Annotated in this window: 21 protein-coding genes; 11 read left to right on the forward strand and 10 right to left on the reverse strand. The window is 60.9% G+C overall.

Features of this window, described 5'->3' with window-relative positions; translation table 11 throughout:
• Positions 1 to 15: 15 nt before the first annotated feature.
• Genes KHQ23_RS01165 through KHQ23_RS01190 form a run of 6 tightly spaced genes read left to right on the forward strand, consistent with a single transcriptional unit; the run spans position 16 to position 7527 of the window.
• Positions 16 to 1221, forward strand: coding sequence for an aspartate aminotransferase family protein (locus KHQ23_RS01165; RefSeq protein ID WP_004176366.1), 1206 nt, complete (start codon positions 16 to 18; stop codon positions 1219 to 1221).
• 18 nt (positions 1222 to 1239) lie between these two features.
• On the forward strand, positions 1240 to 2262 hold the full coding sequence (gene astA / locus KHQ23_RS01170; RefSeq protein ID WP_004140076.1) for an arginine N-succinyltransferase: 1023 nt from the start codon (positions 1240 to 1242) through the stop codon (positions 2260 to 2262).
• Positions 2253 to 3719 carry a succinylglutamate-semialdehyde dehydrogenase gene (astD, locus tag KHQ23_RS01175; protein WP_004151571.1) on the forward strand — a complete coding sequence of 489 codons (1467 nt, stop codon included), beginning with the start codon at positions 2253 to 2255 and terminating at the stop codon, positions 3717 to 3719. The genes astA and astD overlap by 10 nt, the downstream gene beginning before the upstream one ends.
• A gap of 21 nt (positions 3720 to 3740) precedes the next feature.
• Entirely contained in the window at positions 3741 to 5081 is a 1341-nt protein-coding gene (gene astB / locus KHQ23_RS01180) for an N-succinylarginine dihydrolase (protein ID WP_211776830.1), read from the forward strand.
• Positions 5082 to 5091: 10 nt separating this feature from the next.
• Positions 5092 to 6087 (forward strand): succinylglutamate desuccinylase, encoded by a 996-nt coding sequence (gene astE / locus KHQ23_RS01185; RefSeq protein WP_032434448.1) that lies wholly within the window; start codon positions 5092 to 5094, stop codon positions 6085 to 6087.
• Positions 6088 to 6096: 9 nt separating this feature from the next.
• Complete coding sequence (locus KHQ23_RS01190) at positions 6097 to 7527, forward strand: amino acid permease (RefSeq protein WP_002903059.1); 1431 nt, start codon at positions 6097 to 6099, stop codon at positions 7525 to 7527.
• A gap of 208 nt (positions 7528 to 7735) precedes the next feature.
• On the opposite strand, the gene KHQ23_RS01195 is transcribed toward KHQ23_RS01190, so the two are convergent.
• The gene (locus KHQ23_RS01195; protein WP_032434449.1) at positions 7736 to 9061 is read right to left on the reverse strand and encodes an MFS transporter; all 1326 of its coding nucleotides are present in this window, start codon (positions 9059 to 9061) and stop codon (positions 7736 to 7738) included.
• 380 nt (positions 9062 to 9441) lie between these two features.
• On the opposite strand from KHQ23_RS01195, the gene KHQ23_RS01200 reads away from it, so the two are divergent.
• Positions 9442 to 10242, forward strand: coding sequence for a YdcF family protein (locus KHQ23_RS01200; RefSeq protein ID WP_004176353.1), 801 nt, complete (start codon positions 9442 to 9444; stop codon positions 10240 to 10242).
• A 61-nt stretch (positions 10243 to 10303) separates the two neighbouring features.
• Here the strand turns inward: KHQ23_RS01200 and KHQ23_RS01205 are convergent, their stop codons facing one another.
• On the reverse strand, positions 10304 to 10441 hold the full coding sequence (locus KHQ23_RS01205; protein ID WP_064144915.1) for a hypothetical protein: 138 nt from the start codon (positions 10439 to 10441) through the stop codon (positions 10304 to 10306).
• Here KHQ23_RS01205 and aldA point away from each other — a divergent pair.
• Positions 10440 to 11879 carry an aldehyde dehydrogenase gene (gene aldA / locus KHQ23_RS01210; RefSeq protein WP_004176352.1) on the forward strand — a complete coding sequence of 480 codons (1440 nt, stop codon included), beginning with the start codon at positions 10440 to 10442 and terminating at the stop codon, positions 11877 to 11879. The two genes, KHQ23_RS01205 and aldA, sit on opposite strands and share 2 nt — an antisense overlap.
• Positions 11880 to 11927: 48 nt before the next feature.
• Here aldA and gap read toward each other — a convergent pair whose 3' ends face one another.
• Positions 11928 to 12926, reverse strand: a complete 999-nt coding sequence (gap, locus tag KHQ23_RS01215; RefSeq protein WP_032434452.1) for a type I glyceraldehyde-3-phosphate dehydrogenase — start codon at positions 12924 to 12926, stop codon at positions 11928 to 11930.
• Positions 12927 to 13208: 282 nt separating this feature from the next.
• Here gap and KHQ23_RS01220 point away from each other — a divergent pair, with 282 nt between their 5' ends.
• Positions 13209 to 13367: a YqaE/Pmp3 family membrane protein gene (locus KHQ23_RS01220; protein WP_002903230.1), complete on the forward strand. Its 159-nt coding sequence runs from the start codon at positions 13209 to 13211 to the stop codon at positions 13365 to 13367.
• 34 nt (positions 13368 to 13401) lie between these two features.
• Here the strand turns inward: KHQ23_RS01220 and KHQ23_RS01225 are convergent, their stop codons facing one another.
• The 4 genes from KHQ23_RS01225 to KHQ23_RS01240 all read right to left on the reverse strand — a co-directional run bounded on the left by KHQ23_RS01225 (position 13402) and on the right by KHQ23_RS01240 (position 15940).
• The gene (locus KHQ23_RS01225; protein ID WP_002903231.1) at positions 13402 to 13794 is read right to left on the reverse strand and encodes a DUF1398 domain-containing protein; all 393 of its coding nucleotides are present in this window, start codon (positions 13792 to 13794) and stop codon (positions 13402 to 13404) included.
• Positions 13795 to 14044: 250 nt separating this feature from the next.
• Positions 14045 to 14278, reverse strand: a complete 234-nt coding sequence (gene yedF / locus KHQ23_RS01230) for a sulfurtransferase-like selenium metabolism protein YedF (RefSeq protein WP_002903233.1) — start codon at positions 14276 to 14278, stop codon at positions 14045 to 14047.
• Positions 14275 to 15483 (reverse strand): selenium metabolism membrane protein YedE/FdhT, encoded by a 1209-nt coding sequence (gene yedE, locus KHQ23_RS01235; protein ID WP_032434454.1) that lies wholly within the window; start codon positions 15481 to 15483, stop codon positions 14275 to 14277. Before yedE ends, yedF begins: the two co-directional genes overlap by 4 nt.
• A 103-nt stretch (positions 15484 to 15586) precedes the next feature.
• The gene (locus tag KHQ23_RS01240) at positions 15587 to 15940 is read right to left on the reverse strand and encodes a DUF1304 domain-containing protein (RefSeq protein WP_004179665.1); all 354 of its coding nucleotides are present in this window, start codon (positions 15938 to 15940) and stop codon (positions 15587 to 15589) included.
• A 236-nt stretch (positions 15941 to 16176) separates the two neighbouring features.
• Here KHQ23_RS01240 and KHQ23_RS01245 point away from each other — a divergent pair, with 236 nt between their 5' ends.
• Complete coding sequence (locus tag KHQ23_RS01245; RefSeq protein ID WP_073553545.1) at positions 16177 to 16656, forward strand: hypothetical protein; 480 nt, start codon at positions 16177 to 16179, stop codon at positions 16654 to 16656.
• A 69-nt stretch (positions 16657 to 16725) separates the two neighbouring features.
• On the opposite strand, the gene ydfZ is transcribed toward KHQ23_RS01245, so the two are convergent.
• On the reverse strand, positions 16726 to 16929 hold the full coding sequence (ydfZ, locus tag KHQ23_RS01250) for a putative selenium delivery protein YdfZ (protein ID WP_004151566.1): 204 nt from the start codon (positions 16927 to 16929) through the stop codon (positions 16726 to 16728).
• Positions 16930 to 17240: 311 nt separating this feature from the next.
• Here ydfZ and KHQ23_RS01255 point away from each other — a divergent pair, with 311 nt between their 5' ends.
• Positions 17241 to 18269: a CorA family divalent cation transporter gene (locus tag KHQ23_RS01255; RefSeq protein ID WP_004179669.1), complete on the forward strand. Its 1029-nt coding sequence runs from the start codon at positions 17241 to 17243 to the stop codon at positions 18267 to 18269.
• A 13-nt stretch (positions 18270 to 18282) separates the two neighbouring features.
• Here KHQ23_RS01255 and KHQ23_RS01260 read toward each other — a convergent pair whose 3' ends face one another.
• Positions 18283 to 19455 (reverse strand): MalY/PatB family protein, encoded by a 1173-nt coding sequence (locus KHQ23_RS01260; RefSeq protein ID WP_009308961.1) that lies wholly within the window; start codon positions 19453 to 19455, stop codon positions 18283 to 18285.
• Between the two features lie 51 nt (positions 19456 to 19506).
• Complete coding sequence (malX, locus tag KHQ23_RS01265) at positions 19507 to 21099, reverse strand: maltose/glucose-specific PTS transporter subunit IIBC (RefSeq protein WP_002903245.1); 1593 nt, start codon at positions 21097 to 21099, stop codon at positions 19507 to 19509.
• Positions 21100 to 21105 lie beyond the last annotated feature (6 nt).

A 21105-nucleotide genomic window follows, 5' to 3' on the forward strand; every position in this document is an offset into this window, starting at 1 on the left:
TTCCGGAGATAAATTATGTCAGGCAGTATGACTCGCGAAGATTTTGACGCTTACCTGGTTCCCTGTTTTGCCCCCGCGCCGTTTATTCCGGTCAGAGCGGCGGGCTCCCGCGTCTGGGACCAGCAGGGGAAAGAGTATATCGATATGGCGGGCGGCATCGCAGTGAACGCCCTGGGCCATGCTCACCCGGCGCTGGCTCAGGCCCTGCAGGATCAACTGGCGAAACTGTGGCATATCGGCAATGGCTATACCAACGAGCCGGTGCTGCAGCTGGCAAAAACCCTCGTGCAGTCGACCTTTGCCGACAAGGTGTTTTTCTGCAACTCCGGCGCCGAAGCCAACGAGGCGGCCCTTAAGCTGGCGCGGAAATATGCCCACGATAAGTTTGGCGGTGAAAAAAGCGAAATCATCGCCTTCAACCACGCCTTCCATGGCCGCACGCTGTTCACCGTCTCCGTTGGCGGCCAGCCGAAATATTCCAGCGATTATGCTCCGCTGCCGCAGGGCATTACCCATCTGCCCTATAACGATATCGAGGCGGTCACCGCGGCGATCTCCTCGCGCACCTGCGCGGTGATCGTCGAGCCGATTATCGGCGAAGGCGGGGTGATCCCGGCGGACCCGGCGTTCCTGCAGGCGCTGCGTACCCTCTGCGATCGCCATCATGCCACTCTGATATTCGATGAGGTGCAGACCGGCGCCGGGCGTACCGGCCATCTCTACGCCTACCAGCATTACAACGTCGTCCCGGACATTCTCACCAGCGCCAAAGGGCTGGGGGGCGGCTTCCCGATCGGCGCGATGCTGGCGAAAGAGGCCTGGGCGCAGGTCTTCCAGCCAGGCACCCATGGCACCACCTTCGGCGGCAACCCGCTGGCGGCAACCGTCGCTAACGCCGTGCTGGCCCATCTCGATGCGCCGCTGCTGGCGGGCGTTGGCGAGCGCCATGCGCTGATCGTTGACCAGTTGAATGCGATCTCTGCCCGTTACGATGCGTTCAGCGCCGTGCGCGGCACCGGTCTGCTGATCGGCGCTGAGCTGGCGGGGCCGCTGCGCGGCAAGGCCAAAACGTTGACCAACCTGGCGGCGGAAGAGGGGCTGATCGCCCTGATTGCCGGCCCGGACGTGCTGCGCTTCGCGCCGGCGCTCAATATCCCGCTGGCGGATATTGCGGAAGCCTTCGTGCGCCTTGATCGCGCCGTTGCTCGCTTAACCCGCTAATCGGGAGGACGGCCTGTGATGCTATTTCGTCCCGTACGGGAAAACGATCTCGACGACATCGTCCGCCTCGCCGCGCGGGCGGGGGTCGGCATGACCTCCTTACCGCATGACGTCGGGCGTCTGGCGGCCCGGATCCGGCGCAGTATCGAGACCTTCGCCGGCGAACTGCCGCGCAGCCAGCAGGGTTTCCTGTTTGTGCTGGAGGACACCGCGCTGGCGCGGGTGGTGGGGGTGAGCGCCATTGAGGTCGCAGTGGGCCTGGACGAGCCGTTTTACAATTTTCGCATTCAGAAAACGGTGCGCGCCTCGAAAGCGCTGGGAGTCTATAAGCCCCAGGAGCTGCTTAATCTCAGCTATGACCACACCGGGCATAGTGAGCTATGTACGCTGTTTCTCGACCCGGCGTATCAGCGCAACCGCAATGGTCTGCTGCTCTCCAAGGCGCGCTTTTTATTTATCGCCGCCTTTCGCGAGTGGTTCTCCCCGCACCTGTTTGCCGAACTGCGCGGCTGCAGCGATGAGCAGGGACAGTCGCCGTTCTGGGATGCGCTGGGCCATCATTTCTTCGACATCCCGTTCGCCGATGCCGACCGGCTGACCGGCACCGGCATGAAAACCTTTATTGCCGAACTGATGCCGGCGTACCCGATCTATATCTCACTGCTGCCGGAAGCGGCCCGCGGGGTCATCGGTCAGGTGCATCCCAATACCGCCCCGGCGCGGGCGATCCTCGAGAAAGAGGGTTTCAGCTGGCGCGGCTCGGTGGATATTTTCGATGCCGGTCCGGTGCTGGAGGCGGACACCGATCAGATCCGCGCCGTGCGCGACAGCCAGCGCCTGCCTGTCCGGCAGCTGATGGGCGACCTGCCGGCGCCGACCCTCGTCGCCAACGGTCAATTCGACAACTTTCGGGCGCTGCTGGTGGCCCACGAAGAGCAGGTCTCGCTTGACAGCGCCGCGCTGGACGCGCTGCAGGTCAGTGAAACCGACCGCGTTTATACGGTAACCCTGAATCCAGAGGACAACAGATCATGGCGGTAAAAGCACAGTTTATAGCCGGGCAGTGGCTGCCAGGCAGCGGCGCAACGATGAGCAAACTGGCCCCGGAGGATCAGTCGCTGCTGTGGCAGGCGGCCAGCGCGGGGGCTGACGACGTCCAGGCGGCCTGCGCCGCGGCGCGCGCGGCGTTTTATCCCTGGTCGCACCGGCCGCTGGCCGAGCGTATTGACGTCGTACAGCGTTTCGCTGCGCTGCTGGAGACGCATAAAGAGGCGCTGGCGACCCTGATTTCCCGGGAGACCAGCAAGCCGCTGTGGGAGACCCGCACCGAAGTGCAGGCGATGATCGGCAAGGCCGCGATCTCCATCGAAGCCTATCACCAGCGGACGGGCTTTCATGAGTCGACGCTGCCGGACGGTAAAGCGCTGCTGCGCCACAAACCGCACGGCGTGATGGCGGTCTTTGGCCCCTACAACTTCCCGGGCCACCTGCCCAACGGACATATCATTCCGGCGCTGATCGCCGGGAACACCATTGTGTTTAAACCCAGCGAGCTGACGCCGGCTACCGCTGAAATGACCGTCCAGCTGTGGCAGCAGGCGGGCATCCCCGACGGGGCGATCAACCTGCTGCAGGGCGGAAAAGCCACCGGCCAGGCGCTGCTGGAAAATCGTGATATCGACGGCGTGCTGTTCACCGGCAGCGCGGCGGCCGGTTTCCACTTCCATCGCTACTTCGGCGGCCAGCCGGAGAAGATGCTGGCCCTCGAGATGGGCGGCAACAACGCACTGATCGTCGCCGACGCGGCCGATATCGATGCGGCGCTGCATGTGATTATCCAGTCGGCGTTTATCTCTGCCGGGCAGCGCTGCACCTGCGCGCGCCGGCTGATCGTGCCGCGCGGCGAGCAGGGGGATGCGCTGCTGCAGCGGCTGGTAGAGGCCAGCGCGCAGATCCGCGCCGGCAAGTGGGATGATCAGCCGGCGCCGTTTATGGGCGGGGTGATCTCTCTCGACGCTGCGCAGAACATGCTGGCGGCGCAGCAAAAACTGGAGGGGCTCGGCGGCAAGGTGCTGCTGCGCATGCGCCAGCCTGACCCGCGCTCCACGGTGCTGACCCCGGGGATCGTCGACGTCACCGGTATTGAGGTGCCGGATGAAGAGTACTTTGGCCCGCTGCTGACGATTATCCGTTACGACGGCTTCCCGGAGGCGATTCGCCTCGCCAATCAGACCCGCTATGGCCTGGCCGTCGGGCTGATCTCCAGCGATGCGGCGCAGTTTGATCAGCTGGCGGACGAGGCGCGAGCCGGGATCGTCAACTGGAACAAGCCGCTGACCGGCGCATCGAGTAAAGCGCCGTTTGGCGGGGTGGGCGCCTCCGGCAACCATCGCGCGGCAGCGTGGTACGCCGCCGACTACTGTGCCTGGCCGATGGCCTCTCTGGTCAGCGATACGCTGACGCTTCCGGCGACGGTATCGCCGGGCCTGCCATTCTGATAACGGATCCTGTGAGGACATATGTCTGGTTTTGAAGCAAACTTTGATGGCCTGGTCGGCCCGACGCACCACTACGCCGGACTCTCCGTCGGCAATGAAGCCTCGCAAAATAACCGCGATGGTCTCTCTAACCCTAAAAAGGCGGCGCTGCAGGGGCTGTATAAAATGAAAGCCCTGGCCGATCGCGGCTTCGTGCAGGGCATTCTGCCGCCGCAGCCGCGGCCGAATCTGCGTCTGCTGCGCGAAGTGGGTTTCCAGGGCAGCGATGAGCAGGTTATCCGGCAGGCGGCCCACGCGGCGCCGCACCTGCTCTCCGCCTTCAGCTCCGCCTCGTCGATGTGGACCGCCAACGCGGCGACCGTCTCACCGTCGGCGGACAGCGCCGATGGCAAAGTCCATTTCACCGTCGCCAACCTGAACAATAAGCTGCACCGTATGCAGGAGGCACCCACCACCTCGGCGATCCTTGGCGCCACGTTCGCCGATCCGCGCTACTTTGCCCACCATGCGGCGCTGCCGCAGCATGGCGACCTCGGCGATGAAGGGGCGGCCAACCATAACCGCTTCTGCCGGGAATATGACCGGCAGGGGGTGCAGTTTTTCGTCTATGGTCGACGCGCCAGCGGCGGTATCGCCCCGGTGAAGTATCCGGCGCGGCAGACCCTCGAGGCCAGCGAAGCGGTGGCCCGCCTGCATCAGCTGGATCCGCGCTACACGGTGTTTGCCCAGCAGGCGCCGCAGGCTATCGATCGCGGCGTGTTTCATAACGACGTCATCGCGGTCAGCAATCGCCATGTGCTGTTCCACCATCAGCAGGCGTTTGTCGATCAGGCGGCGGTGCTGACCACGCTGCGGGCTAAAAGCGACAGTCTGGATATCCCGTTCACCAGCGTGGAAGTGCCGGACGAGCGGGTTTCGCTCGACGACGCCGTGGCCTCTTACCTGTTCAACAGCCAGCTGCTGAGCAAACCAGACGGCAAGATGCTGATCGTGGTGCCGGAGGAGTGCCGCCAGCGGGAAAACGTCTGGCGCTATCTCAGCGATCTCGCCGCCGATAGCGCATCGCCGATCGATGAAGTGGCGGTCTTTGACCTGCGGGAAAGCATGCGCAACGGCGGCGGCCCGGCCTGTCTGCGGCTGCGAGTGGTGCTCAACGAGGCGGAGCGCCAGGCGGTCAACGCCCATAGCCTGATGAACGACGAACGTTATCAGCAGCTGACGGCATGGGTGGAAAAACACTATCGCGACCGGCTGCATGCCCGCGATCTGGCGGACCCGCAGCTGCTGCGCGAGGTTTATCAGGCGCTGGATGAGCTGACGCAGATCCTGCGCCTCGGCGCGGTCTATGATTTTCAGCGTTAAGGAGCGGCAGATGGAGCACCTGGTTAACGATTTACTGCACTGCCGCCTGCAGGCGTGGACCTTTCCGGCGGGCATCGAGGCCCGCTGGCTGGGTGAGGGCATTTTACAGCTGCTGCCGACGGCGCCGTGGCGCCAGGCGACGATCCTCTCCGCCGGCGTGCATGGCAATGAGACCGCGCCGATTGAACTGCTGCTGCAGCTAACCCACGATCTGAGCCAGGGGCGGCAGCCGCTCACGCAGGCGCTGCTGATCGTCTTTGGTAATCTGCCGGCGATCCGCGCCGCGCGCCGCTATCTGCATAACGACCTGAATCGCCTGTTCGGCGGCCGCCATCTGGCGGTCACCCCGGGAAATGAGTCGCGGCGGGCTTTTGCGCTGGAGCAGGCGGTGCAGGCTTTTTATCGCGCCGCCGATGCGGCGGGGCCGGTCAACCGTGGTCATCTCGATATGCACACCGCCATTCGCGGATCGCTGTATCGCCAGTTTGCGCTGCTCCCAGCCCACGCCGGGGATTTTTCGCCCGATTTCTATCAGCTGCTGCAGGCCAGCGGGATGGACGCCGTCGTGCGCCATATCGAAGCGGGCGGCACCTTCACCCATTTCACCTGCGAAAAGTTCGCCGCGCAAAGCGCCACCCTGGAGCTGGGGAAAGTGATGCCGTTCGGCGCCAACGATCTCGGCCTGTTCGCCGCCGCCGACGCGGCGATCCGGGCCTGGATCGCTGACGCGCCGCTGCCGCCGCGCGACAAAGCGCCGGTGGACTACTTCCTGGTCGAGGAGAGCATCATCAAGCGCGAGGGGGAATTTACGCTTAATCTCGCGGCAGACGTTGAAAACTTCACCGCGCTCCCGGCAGGGTATGAGATCGCCCGCCAGGCAGAGAAACGTTGGGTGGTGCAGGCCCGGGCCCCCTATATCCTCTTTCCCAACGCCGGGGTCGCCACCGGCCAGCGCGCCGGGCTGTTGCTCCGCGCCGCTGCCCTTCGTCTCCCGCAACCAGCCTGAGGAAACACCATGACTGAACATCAACATCAGGCGTCACCTGCCGCCGGAGGTGAAGGCGCGTCACAGCTTAAGCGCGGGCTCAGCGCCCGCCATATCCAGATGATTGCCCTCGGGGGCGCCATCGGCACCGGGCTGTTTATGGGGGCGGGGCGCAACATCGCCGTCGCCGGCACCTCGATCCTGGTTATCTATGTGCTGGTCGGGTTCTTTACCTATATGGTGATGCGGGCGATGGGAGAGCTGCTGCTCACCCGCCATGACTACCGCTCGTTTGCCGACTTTGTCGGCGAGTATCTCGGGCCGCAGGCCAGCTTTTACCTCGGCTGGACCTACTGGCTAAGCTGGGTGGTGACCTGTATCGCCGACGTGGTGGTCTGCGGGAGCTATATGCAGTACTGGTTCCCGGAACTGTCGGCGTGGATGCCGGCCCTCAGCATGCTGGCGATTCTGTTCCTGCTTAACCTGCTGTCGGTGAAAATGTTCGGCGAGGCGGAGTTCTGGTTCGCCCTGATCAAGGTGATCACCATTATCGCCCTGATCGGCACCGGCGGCTGGATGATCGCCACCGGCTGGACCTCCCCGGACGGCGTGACGGCCTCCCTCAGCCATCTCACCGACCCGACGGCCTTTATGCCCCACGGCATCACCGGCTTTTTCGCCGGCTTCCAGATAGCGATCTTCTCCTTTACCGGCATTGAGCTGCTGGGCACCATGACGGCGGAGACCCGCGATCCGCAGCGCATTTTGCCCAAGGCGATCAATGCTCTGCCGCTGCGGATTATTATCTTCTATCTGCTGTCGATGGTGGTGATCATCGCTGTCGCCTCGTGGCCGGGGGTGTCGGCGGAGACCAGCCCCTTCGTGACGCTGTTCGCCAAGGCCGGGCTGCCTGCCGCCGCGGCGGTGATTAACTTTGTGGCGCTGACCTCGGCGATGTCCTCGGCCAACAGCGGGGTCTTCTCCAGCACCCGCATGCTGTACGGCCTGTCGGTGGAGAAGCATGCGCACTGGCAGTTTCGTATCCTGTCGCGCAGTACCCGCATTCCGGTGCGCAGCCTGCTGTTCTCCTGCTTCTGCATGCTGATCGGCACGCTGTTGCTGTTTCTGGTGCCGAACGTGATGACCCTGTTCACCATCGTCTCGACCCTGGCGGCGATTATGGTGGTGTTCAGCTGGGGGATGATCCTCGTGGCCTATCTGGTTTACCGCCGTCAGCGTCCGGACCTGCACGCCGGGTCGATCTTTAAGATGCCCGCCGGGGTAGTGATGAGCTGGGTGAGCCTGCTGTTCTTCGCGTTCGCTATCTTCATCATGATCTTTGACCCGGACACGCTGCTGGCGCTGTTGGCTTCTCCGCTGTGGTTTATCGCGCTGTGGGGCTTCTGGAAGCTGAAGCAGCGGCGCGAGGGGCAGCTTCAGCTGGACAACCAGAGCGCCTGACACCCGCCGGTCCTGGCGGCCGGCTAAGCAGGGGGGAAGACTTGACGCCTGTTTGTGCCCGGTGGCGGCTGGCGCCTTACCGGGCCTACATGCTTACCGGACCTGGGATAAGCGGTTTCCCCCGCGGCGTGATCTTTCTCCAGGCCCGCGCACGCGCAGCGCCGCCGGGCGGGATAGTCGGCGCCGTAGTAGCCCTGGCGGGCGGCGGTCAGGCGCTTTCCGCCCGGGAGGGGGCCGTGCCCAGCGCGGACTTCATCCGGCTGGCGCAGAATATCGCCAGGAGCGAAATCGCCACCGTAATGCCCAGATAAACGGCCACCGGCCGCCAGTCACCGTCATATTTCGCCAGCAGACCGGTGGCGATAAGCGGCGCGGTGCCCCCGGCCAGCGCGGCGCCCAACTGGTAGCCGAGGGTGATCCCGGTATAGCGCACATTGGCGCTGAAAATCTCAGAGCACAGGGTGCCGAGCACCGCGGTTACCGGCGCCCACAGGATGCCGAAGGCAACGGTCGTCGCCAGCATGATGCCCCAGCCGGTGCCGGTGTCGAGCAGCAGGAACCACGGGACGATAAACAGCCCCAGCAGCACCACGCTCAGGGTGTACATCTTTTGCCGACCCACCTTGTCTGACAGCAGCCCCATCAGCGGGATCATCACGGTGGCCACCAGCGCGCCCAGGGTCACGGATTCCAGCGCCTGCGACTTCTGATAGCTCAGGGTGGTGGTGGCGTAGCTGACTACAAAGGTGGAGAAGATATAGAAGGGGGCGGTCTCCACCACTTTCAGGCCGGCGGCGATCAGCACTTCCCGCCAGTGGTGCTTGAGCGTATCGCGCAGCGGGGCCTTCGCCACCTGGCCGGATTTTTTCACCTGCTTAAAGGCGGGCGTTTCGTCGATATCTTTGCGGATCCACAGGCCGAGAAAAACGAGGACGGAGCTGAGCAGGAACGGTATGCGCCAGCCCCAGGCGAGAAACTGCGCCTCATCGAACAGCGTCATCAGCGAGACGATAAATGTCGCCATCAACATGCCGATGGTCACCCCGGCCTGGGGAATGCTGCCGAAAAAGCCTTTCCGCTTTTCCGGCGCGTATTCATAGGCCAGCAGCAGCGCGCCGCCCCATTCGCCGCCGATACCCATGCCCTGAATAATGCGCAGAGTAATCAGCAGGGCCGGCGCCCAGAGGCCCACCATCTCGTAGGTGGGCAGCAGGCCGATCGCCACCGTGGCGCTCCCCATCAGCGACAGGGTCAGCACCAGCGTCTTCTTGCGGCCGATGCGATCGCCGATATGGGCGAAAATCACGCCGCCGATGGGGCGGATAAAAAACGTCAGCGAGAAGGAGAGCCAGGAGAGGATCAGGCCGATAACCGGGTCGACCATCGGAAAGAAGATTTTGTTGAACACCAGCGCGGCGGCGGTGCCATAGAGAAAATAATCGAACCATTCGATGGCGCTGCCTGTCAGGCTCGCGATCAGTACCTTCTTGTTTTTCTGCAGAATGGATGCAGTGTTGTCTTGTGGATTGCTCATTACGAAACGTTCTCCCGCCACGGTAGATAGGTCAGGTGTCACTCTGTACGAGCAGGGTGCAACCTGATGTGAAAAGGTTGTGTAATTGTTAAGCAACTTAGGGTTGAAGGTTACAATTGGCAAGTTTATCGCTGGCAAACTGGGCGTTATGGCGCGCTTTGAACTGGTATAACCGCGACGCTATTTTTTATTTTCCACCTGATTTTGCTGTTTTTTGTTATTTTCATAGTGAGTTGTTCAGGTGCAACCCGCCTGTTTTTAGATGTTTCTTGTTATTTCAAAATGGTTACAAATCGACGCCGCTATGCCTTCCGGCAGGCGGCGTTTATGATAGCGAAAGCATCCTCTCCGCTCGGCTGAGAGAGGATTAAGGAGCCAGAATGGCAGAACAATTTCCTCCGCTGTCGGCAGCGACGCTGGCGGCGGCTAACCAGGTCGGCGCCTGGCTGGCGCAGGACGAGCTGGCGACGCTGCCCGCGCTGCCGCAGGTGGACGTGGTAGTGCTGGCCGGCAACGCCGTGATCCCAACCATCGACGGCGCCTGCCGTCTGGCGGCGGCGCAGGCGGTCCCGCTGCTGATCAGCGGCGGCGTGGGACATTCTACGGGCTATCTCTACGAGGCGGTGCGCCAGGATCCCCGTTACCGTACGTTGCCGGTGGATGGCCGCCCGGAAGCGCATATTCTGGCCGACATTGCTCATGACTACTGGCACATCCCCCATTCGCGGCTGGTGGTGGAGGACCAGTCAACCAACTGCGGTGAGAACGCCCGTTTTACCCGGACCACGCTGGAGAGCCGGGGGCTCGCCCATCGTCGCGGGATCATCATTCAGGACCCGACTATGCAGCGGCGAACCATGGCTACCTTCGCCCGCGTCTGGCAGGGGGCGACGACGCCGCCGCAGTGGTTGAGCTTTCCCGGCTGCTCGCCGGTGCTGGAGCAGACCGATGGCCAACTGGGGTTCGCGGGCGGCGGAGCGGGGCTCTGGCCGGTCACCCGCTACCTGGCGCTGCTGCTGGGCGAGCTGCCGCGCCTGCAGGATACCCCTGAAGGGTACGGTCCGCGGGGAAAAGACTTCATCAGCCATGTCACCTTCCCGCCGGAGATCCTCGACGCCTGGCGACAGCTGCGGGAGGACGCCCAGCTTGCCGGGGCGCTGCAGGCCCGCACCCTCGGCTGAAAAATGCCCGTTTACGGCAGATTCGTCGCAAACGGGCAATTTGTGTTATTAAAATGTAACCTCAAGCGGGCATTTTTGGCCCGTTTTTATGAATCAGCTCACAGAACTGCGTCAATGTGCTGCCGAACAGCGGCTTATCCGCCCGATTTTTAACAAAAAAATCACCTGTTAAATACAAATGCACCACAGGAGCAGCCATGACAGCACCCGTTCAACACCCGATGTATATTGATGGCCAGTTCGTTTCCGGTCGCGGCGACGGCTGGATCGACGTGCTTAACCCGGCGACCGAAGCGCTGCTGTCGCGGATCCCGGACGGGACTGCCGAAGAGGCGCGGCTGGCGATTGACGCCGCCGAGCGCGCCCAGCCCGGCTGGGAAGCGCTGCCGGCCATTGAGCGTGCGGGCTGGCTGCGCAAAATTGCCGCCGGTATCCGTCAGCGTGCCGACGAGATCGCCGGGCTGATTGTCGCTGAAGGCGGCAAGATCCAGCAGCTGGCGGCGGTGGAGGTTGCGTTCACCGCGGACTATCTCGACTATATGGCAGAATGGGCGCGCCGTTACGAAGGTGAGATCGTGCAGAGCGATCGCCCGGGGGAGAATATCCTTGTCTTTAAACGCGCGCTGGGGGTGACCACCGGGATCCTGCCGTGGAACTTCCCATTCTTTCTTATCGCCCGCAAGCTGGCGCCGGCCCTGATCACTGGAAATACCATCGTCATTAAGCCCAGCGAATTTACGCCCAATAATGCCATCGCCTTTGCCGAGATTGTCCATCAGGTTGGGTTGCCGAAAGGGGTCTTTAACCTTGTGCTCGGCCGTGGGGAAACCGTCGGCCAGGAGCTGGCCGGCAATCCGAAGGTGGCGATGGTCAGCATGACCGGCAGCGTGGCGGCGGGAGAAAAAATTATGGCCGCTGCGGCGAAAAATATCACCAAAGTGTGCCTCGAGCTCGGCGGCAAAGCGCCTGCCATTGTAATGGACGATGCGGATCTGGAGCTGGCGGTGAAAGCGGTAGTGGACTCGCGGGTGATTAACACCGGGCAGGTGTGTAACTGCGTCGAGCGGGTCTATGTTCAGCAGGGAATATACGACCGCTTCGTCAACCGCCTCGGTGAGGCGATGAAGGCCGTCCAGTTTGGCGACCCGGCGACGCGGGATGACATCGCGATGGGGCCGCTGATCAACGCGGCGGCGCGGGACCAGGTGGCGGGCAAAGTGGCGAAGGCAGTGGCGCAGGGGGCGCGGGTGGCGCTGGGCGGTCAGCCGCTGGAGGGCAAAGGCTATTTTTATCCGCCGACCCTGCTGCTGGATGTACGTCAGGAGATGGACATTGTCCATGAGGAAACCTTCGGTCCGGTGCTGCCGGTGGTGGCCTTTTCGACCCTCGATGAGGCGCTGGCGATGGCCAATGACAGCGATTATGGCCTGACCTCCTCAATCTATACCCGCGATCTGAACGTGGCGATGAAAGCGATTAAGGGACTGAAGTTTGGCGAAACCTATATCAACCGTGAGAACTTTGAGGCGATGCAGGGGTTCCACGCCGGCTGGCGTAAGTCGGGGATCGGCGGCGCAGATGGCCGCCACGGCCTGAATGAGTACCTGCAGACCCAGGTGGTCTATCTGCAGGCCTGAGGCACTCCACACAGAACCGGCGGACAGCGCAGGCTGCCCGCCGTTCACTTAGCGGGCAAATTTCTCCAGCACGCGGATCAGTTGGGTGACAAAGCCGTATTCGTTATCGTACCAGGCGACGGTTTTCACCAGCTGTACGCCGCCGGCCTCCACAATCTCCAGCTGGGTAGCATCGTAGATCGAACCGAAATGGCTGCCGATGATATCGGAAGAGACGATCTCCTCTTCGGTGTAACCAAAGGATTCATTGCCCTCAGCCGCCTGCCTCATCGCCTGATTGACCTCATCCGCAGTCACATTTTTCTCCAGCACCGATACCAGCTCCGTCACTGAGCCGGTTTTGGTCGGTACGCGCTGGGCATGGCCTTTCAGCTTACCGCTCAGGGCAGGGATCACCAGGCCAATGGCTTTTGCCGCGCCGGTAGTGTGCGGGATAACGTTTTCCGCCGCCGCCCTGGAGGCGCGCAGATCTTTTCCGCGCGGCCCGTCCACCAGCGACTGGGTGCCGGTATAGGCGTGGATGGTGGTCATGGTGCCTACGGTGATGCCGAAGGCATCCTGCAGAACTTTGGCCATCGGCGCCAGGCAGTTGGTGGTGCAGGAGGCCACGGAGATGATGGTGTCATCCGGGGTCAGGGTGTCATCGTTGACGTTGTAGACGATGGTTTTCATCTCGCCGGCGGGGGCGGAAATCAGCACTTTGCGCGCGCCGGCCTGGAGATGGGCTTGCGATTTCTCGGCCGAGGTGTAGAACCCGGTACACTCCACAATCACCTCGGCGCCTGCCGCCTGCCATGGAATATGCTGCGCCTCTTTTTCGGCATACACCGTAATGGTTTTGCCGTTGACGATCAGCGCATCTTCGGTAAAGTCGACGCTCCACGGGAAGGGGCCGTAGTTTGAATCATGCTTCAACAGGTAGGCCAGCACCTTTGGCGAAGTGAGGTCGTTGATAGCCACCACTTCCAGGCTGCTGTCGACTTCTAATAAACGACGTAACACCAGACGTCCGATACGACCAAATCCATTAATTCCAAGTTTACTCATGGATATTCTCCGGTTGGTAAAACGACTCGATGTGATGAAACTCCTCCAGGCTTAGCCCTGTCCCTCTGATTGGTCAACTGACAATCTGTGCGCTTTGCCGGGGCCTGCGGGCCGGAGAGGGGAAAAGTGAATGTTTTCCCGGTCTTTTTTGCCCGTGACGGCAGGGAATGATTTTTGTTACCAGAGATGAGGGGGCTGCCTGCTGGCGAAACGACGAAAAGCGTCTATGCTTAACTATTGAATAGCTTAGTAAAAAATTGACGTTAGACGAAGGGAGAGGTTATGGGATTCTGGAGAATCGTTTTCACTATCATTCTGCCGCCGCTGGGTGTGCTGCTGGGAAAAGGCTTCGGCTGGGCGTTTATTCTCAATATCATTTTGACTCTGCTGGGCTATATTCCTGGCCTGATCCACGCCTTTTGGGTGCAGACCCGCGATTAAAGGCTGACCCTCGCCGCCTCCCCCTGAGACCTGTTCAGGGGGGCATCAGGCACTCTTTATACAACAGCGTATTATCCTTAGACCAGTAGTGCCGGGTCTCCTCTTCCAGATCGACGATCCACTTAAACACCCCGGCGCTGGCGAGATCCCGGCAGTACTGTTCAAAGTTAATGGCCCGGGCAAAGTGGCGGATAACGGCGGCCCTGGTCAGACAATGGCTGGCCTCAGCGCGAACGCGCAGCAGCCCGCGGGCGCTTTTTACCGAGACCACCTCGTCGTTTGCCATTACGAAATTCATATTGCCGGTGGAAACAAAATAGATGTAGTAGGAGACCTTATGCCGACGGAGTTCATTGGCGAAGGTGGCATAGTCGGCGTCAGAACGCGCTTGCTCAAAAAAATGACCCAGCCTGACCAGCAGTTCCATTTCGATCCTTATCGTGTCGCTGTGTGCGGCTTTGGCCGATAGCGGCAGAAACCATTCACTAAATAACTTATTCGCATTTTAATAATATAGGTGCGTTATATTAATGGTTATTGCGTAACTGGAACACGGTTTCAAGTGTTACAATCTATTGCAATCGTTTGGCTACCTGGTCAGCGATGCGTAAGCGAACGGCGAGGCGGGAACGAGGAGACAAGCGCCGGCGGGGAAGGCCGCCGGCGGGAAAACGGCGCTACTTCTGAATCAAATAGCGAATGGTTGGGCCATCCTGTTGAATATCCAGCACCGTGTAGCCGTGGTTCCTTGCATCAAGCGGAATGTTATTGATCGACTGCGGACAGTCGCTGACCACTTCTAGGATCTCGCCTTTTTGCAGGGAAGGCATTGCCTCCAGGGTAGCGACCGCCGGATACGGGCAGGGTTCGCCGACCATATCCAGGCGATAATCAGGGATGATGTTTTTCATGCGCTCTCCTTCACGGTCCGGACCGCCGCCTGGCGGCGGAAAAAATGTCTCTCCCAGGCGATCACCAGCAGCAGGGCGATCAGCAGCAGTAGATAGGTGGCCAGTAGTCCGCCAAAGGGACCGAAGGCGTTCAGCAGGTTGACTTTCTGCCAGTGGGTGGCGAGCGGGGCGGCGATATCGTCCCAGCACCAGGCGAGCAGCGTTGAGCCGATGACGTTGCCCAGCCCAACCCACCAGTAGTGAACCTGGCCCTCCACCGCCCGGTACATCCAGCCGGTCTCACAGCCGCCGGCCAGCACGATGCCAAAGCCAAATAGTAGCCCGCCAATCGCCGCATTAGGACCGGCCCACATAATTTTCGGCGCCATCCCCAATTGCACATAGCTGAAGATACCGATGGCGCTCGCCGCCATGCCGAAGATAATCGCCTTCGCCATCACCGTCCGGCCGGTGATCCACATATCGCGAAAGGCGGAGGTAAAGCAGATCTGCGCGCGCTCAATAAGCAGCCCAAAGGCAATGCCAAACAGCATCGCCAGGCCGAGCGCCGGGTGGTCTGCAGCGGTGAGCAGGCCCCAGCCGATCATGGCGAAAAAGAGCACCATCCCCAGGCGGAAACGGCGGCGCGCCTGCTGCGGTTTTTGGGTTAACGGCGAGGCGGTGGACACCTTTTGTATTTTTACCGGGATGCGAAAAAGGGGCAGCAGCGTGAAGCGGGCGCCAAACCAGGAGCCGATGGCGGTGGCGATGGCAAACAGCCAGGCGTGCAGGGAGAACTGCGGAATGCCGGTGAAGAAGGCCGCCAGGTTGCAGCCCATCGCCAGCCGTGCGCCGAACCCGGCGATGATGCCGCCCGCCACGGCCTGCGCAATGCGGATCCGGCTGCGTGGCAAGCGCAGTTTGACGTTATTCGCCCACAGCGCGGCGGCCAGGCAGCCGCCGAACATGCCGATGATCATACTGCCATCGATGCGGGTCAGCGGCGACCCTTCGAGATGTATCAGCTGGTAATAGCCCCACTGTTCGCTGTGGACGCCCAGCAGCTGCAGCAGCTGACCACCCCAGCGGGTGAATTCGCCGGTCACCGCCCAGAAGGTGCCGGTGATGCCAAAATAGTAGGTAGAGAGGATGCCCGCGGCAATGACCGCCGGGACAGGAGACCAGAACCGGATAAGCCAGGCCTGTTTGAAGGATTGCCATGTCATAAAAATGCCTCTGAACTCAGAAGGTATTAACGGTCGATGACCGACCAAAGGGGGCAAATAGTACCCGCCTTAGCGCCTGCTTTCTCTGTTTTGGATCAAGGCCCTACGCTTGCGTCAGCACGGCAACCAGCGCCAGCAGCGCGGGCAGCGCCTGAATATAGAGAATTTTGCGGCTGGCGGTCAGCGCGCCGAAAATCCCGGCGGCCAGCACGCAGGCCAGGAAAAAGATAACCACCTGCACCCCCGGCGCCCCCAGCCACAGCCCCCATGCCAGGCCGGCGGCCAGAAAGCCGTTATACAAGCCCTGGTTGGCCGCCAGCACCCGGGTCTGCCGGGCGAAATCGGCGCTGAGGTTAAAGGCCCGGCGCCCGGCGGAGCCTTCCCAGAGAAACATCTCCAGCACCAGGATGGCGAGATGAATAATAGCGACCAGCGCAACGAGGAGAGTGGCTAACACAGCGGTCCTTAACGATTAGGGGAATGTTTCTCCAGTATAACCGCAGGCGCTCACCAGGCGAGAGGACGACTGCTATAGTGCAGATAGCGTCATATTTTCCCGCCGCGAAGAGCGTCGGTTTATCTGATTGCCCTTTGGTTTAGCTAAGCGGTGCTAGCATGCCGGGTTCTTTTTACGGGTATGGCATAGGTTACTGAATGGTAAATAAATTATGGATTTTGTTATCAGGGCTACTAATGGTTGCCATGCCGTCGGCGCAGGCCGGGGAATTAAGCCTCTACTCGATGAATACCGGTTCCTATGTCTATCATATGACGGGTAACCACGGACAATATAACGAACATTACAATAACAACTTTTTCTCGGTGGAGCGCAAGTTTTCTCAGGATTCAAAATACAGCGTGCTGGTCGGAACGATGAAAAACAGCTTTGACGATCGTTGCCTGACCCTCGGCGTGCGCCGCGACTGGCTGAAAAACGATACCGGCTGGGTACTGAAAGGGGTGTATGCCTATACCGGGGAATTTTTCTTTGATGCCTTCAGCCACTGTGGGGATTCCGGCACCTACCGCACCGCCAAAAAAATCACCGGCATCGGTTTTTCGCCCTACCTCTATCATGGCCTGCAATATAATTTCACCGATTATTTCGGTGTGGAAGGCGGCATTATTGTGCCGGCGATCTTTGTGATGAGTGTTCAGTGGAGCTTTCGCTAGACGCTTTATTTCCCGGGAAAAGAGCAGGCCACCACAGGTGGCCTGATACTAACGACCTGGCGGCAGGAATTAATGGAAGCCGAGACGGATCAGATCCAACGGGCAGAAGCGGCCCTCGCAGCCGTCGATTTCAACGCAGTCCGCCCGGCGCAGCTGCTCAGCGGTTTTCCCCTCGCCATGGATAGCTTTAATCACGCCCGTCGTCCCGTTACCGGCGATCATTACCATGCTGCCGGTAGCAATAGCGTTACGATTACGGTCATAGGTTTTCATGGTCTCCTCCTCAATAAACCTGGGTGAAAGCAATGATTAAGCGCGCAAATTAATACCGCTTTCTGCCTGAAAAAGTTTTGAGGATAATCAAATTTATTTTAATAACCGCCTGAGCATAAAGGCAAGAAGACCTTCCGTTCGCTTCCATCGCATCGCCTGCGCGGCGAGGGGATGAAGCGTGATACTGGCCGTCATATGTCAGCCAGGTTACTGTTTTATGACCAGATTATTAACCTTGCCAGCCCGCGGAAAATAGCGAAAGATGGCACTATTCGGGCATCAACGGTGCCAGTGCCTGTCCTGAGGGAGCCATGAGTCAAGACGTCACCGCGAAGATGTTAAAGCCCGATTTTGATAGTGAAGTTTCCGGCCTGGTGCATGGCTATTTGTTTCATGAACAGCGCCCCCCGCAGCCGATCGCCTCTGGCGAGGTCTGCGCCCGCTATCAGGCGCTCGCCGATGACAAGGCGTTTATCTGGTTACACCTGAATCTTAATCATGCCACCGCCGAGAAATGGTTAACCAGCCACTTTCCGGTGGCCGATTTTTTCTTCGAGGAGATCCGCAGCGGCTCGCACACCACCCGCATTGAGCGACAGGGGGAAAATCTGTTCGCTGTGCTTAACGATGTGCTGTTTCGTCCGCAGGATACCAGCGCGGAAACCGCCACGCTGTGGCTCTACTGTAGCCCCAGGCTGGTGGTGACGGCGCGCTTCAAACCGTTGCGGTTTATCGAATGGATGCTGCCGCGCTTGCAGACGCTCAGGGTGAACACGTCTACTGAGCTGCTGGCCTTTCTGCTGGAGGAGCAGGAGGAGGTGCTGGAGCAGGTCGTCCGCCAGGCCAGCCGCCATGTTGACCTTATTGAAGAGCGTCTTCTGAGCAATCACGTGCAGCGCAACCGGGCCGATCTGGCGCGGCTACGGCGGATGCTTTTACGCTTCCAGCGGTTGCTGGCGCCGGAGCCGGCGGCGATGTTCCGGCTGCTTAACCGGCCGCCGGCGTGGATGGATCGCGCGGTGGTGCAGGCGTTTCGTCAGTTCACCGAAGAGTTTAGCGTGGTGCTTAACGATCTGTCGGGCCTGATCGAGCGCATCAGTCTGCTGCAGGAGGAGATTGGCGCCCGCCAGCTGGAGCAGAGCAATCGCACCCTCTATACCCTGACGGTGATCACCGTCCTCGCGCTGCCGATTAACATCGTCGCCGGTTTCTTCGGCATGAACGTCGGTGGGATCCCGCTGGCAAGCAACCACCACGGGTTTATCCTGCTGGTGGTGATTGTCGCTGTCTTTACCCTCGGCGCCGGTTACCTGGCGTTTCGCCGGCGCGATGACCTGTAGATTGCGCGTCGAATCAGCTGAGGCTGCGCAGGGCGGCAATCAGTCCTTCGACACCGCGTTCCAGCTTCTCGCGCGGGCAGCCGACGTTGAGCCGCAGAAAGCCGTTGCCCTCAGGACCATAGGTATAACCCGGCATAATCGCCACCTTCTGTTCGGCGATCAGCGCCTGCTGTAGCGCGCGATCGTCAACGTTGAGCGGGCGCAGGTCGATCCATGCCAGGTAGGTGGCCTCCGGCGGCTGCCAGCAGAGCGCGGGGAAGGCGTTGTTGAGCGTGTCGGCGACATAGCGCATATTCGCCTGCAGGTAGTCGCGCAGGGCATCGAGCCAGGGAGCCCCGTCGCGGTAGGCGGCGATATGGGCGACCAGCGCCGGCACGGAAGGGGAAGAGAGCCCGTCGCGACCCTTTAGCGCCTGCAGGTAGCTGTCGCGCTCGTTCTCTTCGGGGATAAAGCCGTAGGCCCCGGTAAAGGCCGGAATATTGAAGCTCTTCGAACCGGAGGTGAACAGCGCCCATGGTCCCTGAGCGACCTCGCTCCACGGGATATGGCGGTGTTCGCCCCAGGTCATGTCCATATGAATTTCGTCGCTAATCACCCTGACGCCATGTTTTTGACACAGGGCCGCCATGGTCTCCAGCTCCTCGCGACGCCAGACTTTCCCCGTTGGGTTGTGCGGGCTGCACAGCAGCAGCAGGGTATTCTTTGGCTCCGCCAGCGCCGCCTCCAGGCGGTCCATATCGCAGCGCCACCGATTATCCTTCAGGATCAATGGCACCGGGGCAATCCGCCGCCGGTTAGCGGTGATGGTGTTATAGAACGCATCGTAGGCAGGGGTGTGGACCACGACGCCGTCGCCTTCTTTCGACCACTGGCGGATGGTTTCCGCCACCATATAGATAACCGACGGTCCGTAGACCACAGATTGCGGATCGATGTCGCTGTTAAAGCGGCTGGCGTACCAGTGGGCAATCGCCCCGAGAAACGCCTCGTTGCGCCAGCGGCTGTAGCCGAACACCCCGTGGGCCAGCCGCTGGCTAACGGCGTCGAGAATACAGGGCGCGGTGGCGAAATCCATATCGGAAATAGTGAACGGCAGCAGATCGGCGGCGCCAAACCGGTCGGCGACATAGTCCCATTGCGTGCACCAGGTGCCGTGGCGATCGATAGGGGTGGCAAAATCAAACATTGGAGCTTCCTTAGCGAGCGCCCCCTCCGTAGCGGAGGGGGACTAGTGGGATCAGGCCTGCACGGTATTCATCAGCGTGGCCATCTCATCTTTTACCGACTGTACCTGCGGGCCAATAACCACCTGCAGATTATGCTGGTTGAGCTGTACCACCCCGATGGCGCGATGGGCTTTCAGCGCGGCGGCGTCCACTTTGCTCATATCGTGCACCGACAGGCGCAGACGGGTAATGCAGTTATCCAGCGAAACAATGTTCTCTGCGCCGCCGAGCGCCGCCAGAATCGCCGGTACGTTATACCCGGATTTGCCGATGGTACCGGCGACGGCTTTCTCCACGCTGGCGGCAGTGTCGATGTCGCGGCCCGGCGTTTTCAGATTGAAGCGGGTGATGGCGAAGCGGAAGATGGCATAGTAGACCGCGAACCAGATAGCCGCCACCACCGGCACCAGATACCACTTGGTCGCCAGACCATGCAGGATGCCAAACACCACGAAGTCGATAATATTGCCGTCGGTGTTGCCGATGGTGACGCCGAGCACCGCCATGATGGTAAAGCCGAGACCGGTCAGCAGCGCGTGGATGACATACAGGACCGGCGCGACAAACAAGAACAAGAACTCCAGCGGCTCGGTGGTGCCGCCGACCACGCAGGCGATGACCCCGGAGATCAGCAGGCCTTTAATTTTATGTCGGTTTTCCGGACGGGCGCAGTGGTACATCGCCAGCGCGGCTCCCGGCAGGCCGCCGAGGAATGCCGGCATTTTACCCTGCGACAGGAAACGGGTGGCGCTTTCGGCGAAGCCGTGGGTCGTCGGACAGCTCAGCTGCGCCTGGAAGATGGTCAGCGCGCCGCTGACGCTGTGGCCGCAGACGTCGAGGGTGCCGCCGGCTTCGGTAAAGCGGATCAGCGCCACCAGAATATGGTGCAGGCCAAACGGCAGCAGCAGTCGCTCGCCGGTGCCGAAGATCATCGGCCCAAAATCCCCGGCGCTGTTGATCATCTTCCCGAGGGCGTTGATCCCCATGGCGAAGACTGGCCACACCAGCGGGATCGCCAGCCCGACCAGCCCCAGCACCACGGTGGTGACGATCGGCACGAAGCGGGTGCCGCCGAAGAAGGCCAGGGCGTCCGGCAGGCGAATGTTATGGAAGCGTTCATGCAGCAGCCAGACGATAATCCCGGCGATCACCGCCCCGAGGATCCCGGTATCGATTGACGGAATGCCGATGATGTTCTGGATATTGTTGGCCTTCAGGATCGCGGCGTCGGTGGTGGGCAGAATACCCTTCGCGGTCAGCCAGAAGTTGACCGCCAGGTTCATGACCGCGTAGCCAACGAAGCCGGCGAAGGCGGCGACGCCTTTGTTCTCTCGCGCCAGACCCAGCGGGATGGCGATACAGAACATGACCGGCAGGAAGCTGAAGGCAAAGGAGCCGACCTTGCTCATCCAGATAAAGATGGCCTGCAGCAGCGGCATATCCAGCCACGGCAGCAGAGTCAAAACATCGTGACTGCTTAGCGAGCTGCCGATCCCCAGCATGATCCCGCAAAACGAGAGCAACGCTACGGGCAGCATGAAGGTTTTTCCCAGCTGCTGGAAAAATTCCCATAAGGTGATTTTTGGTGCTGTTTTCGCCGTCATAGCACG

Origin of the sequence: Klebsiella sp. 64 (assembly GCF_018223915.1) — a bacterium.
GTDB lineage: Bacteria > Pseudomonadota > Gammaproteobacteria > Enterobacterales > Enterobacteriaceae > Klebsiella > Klebsiella pneumoniae.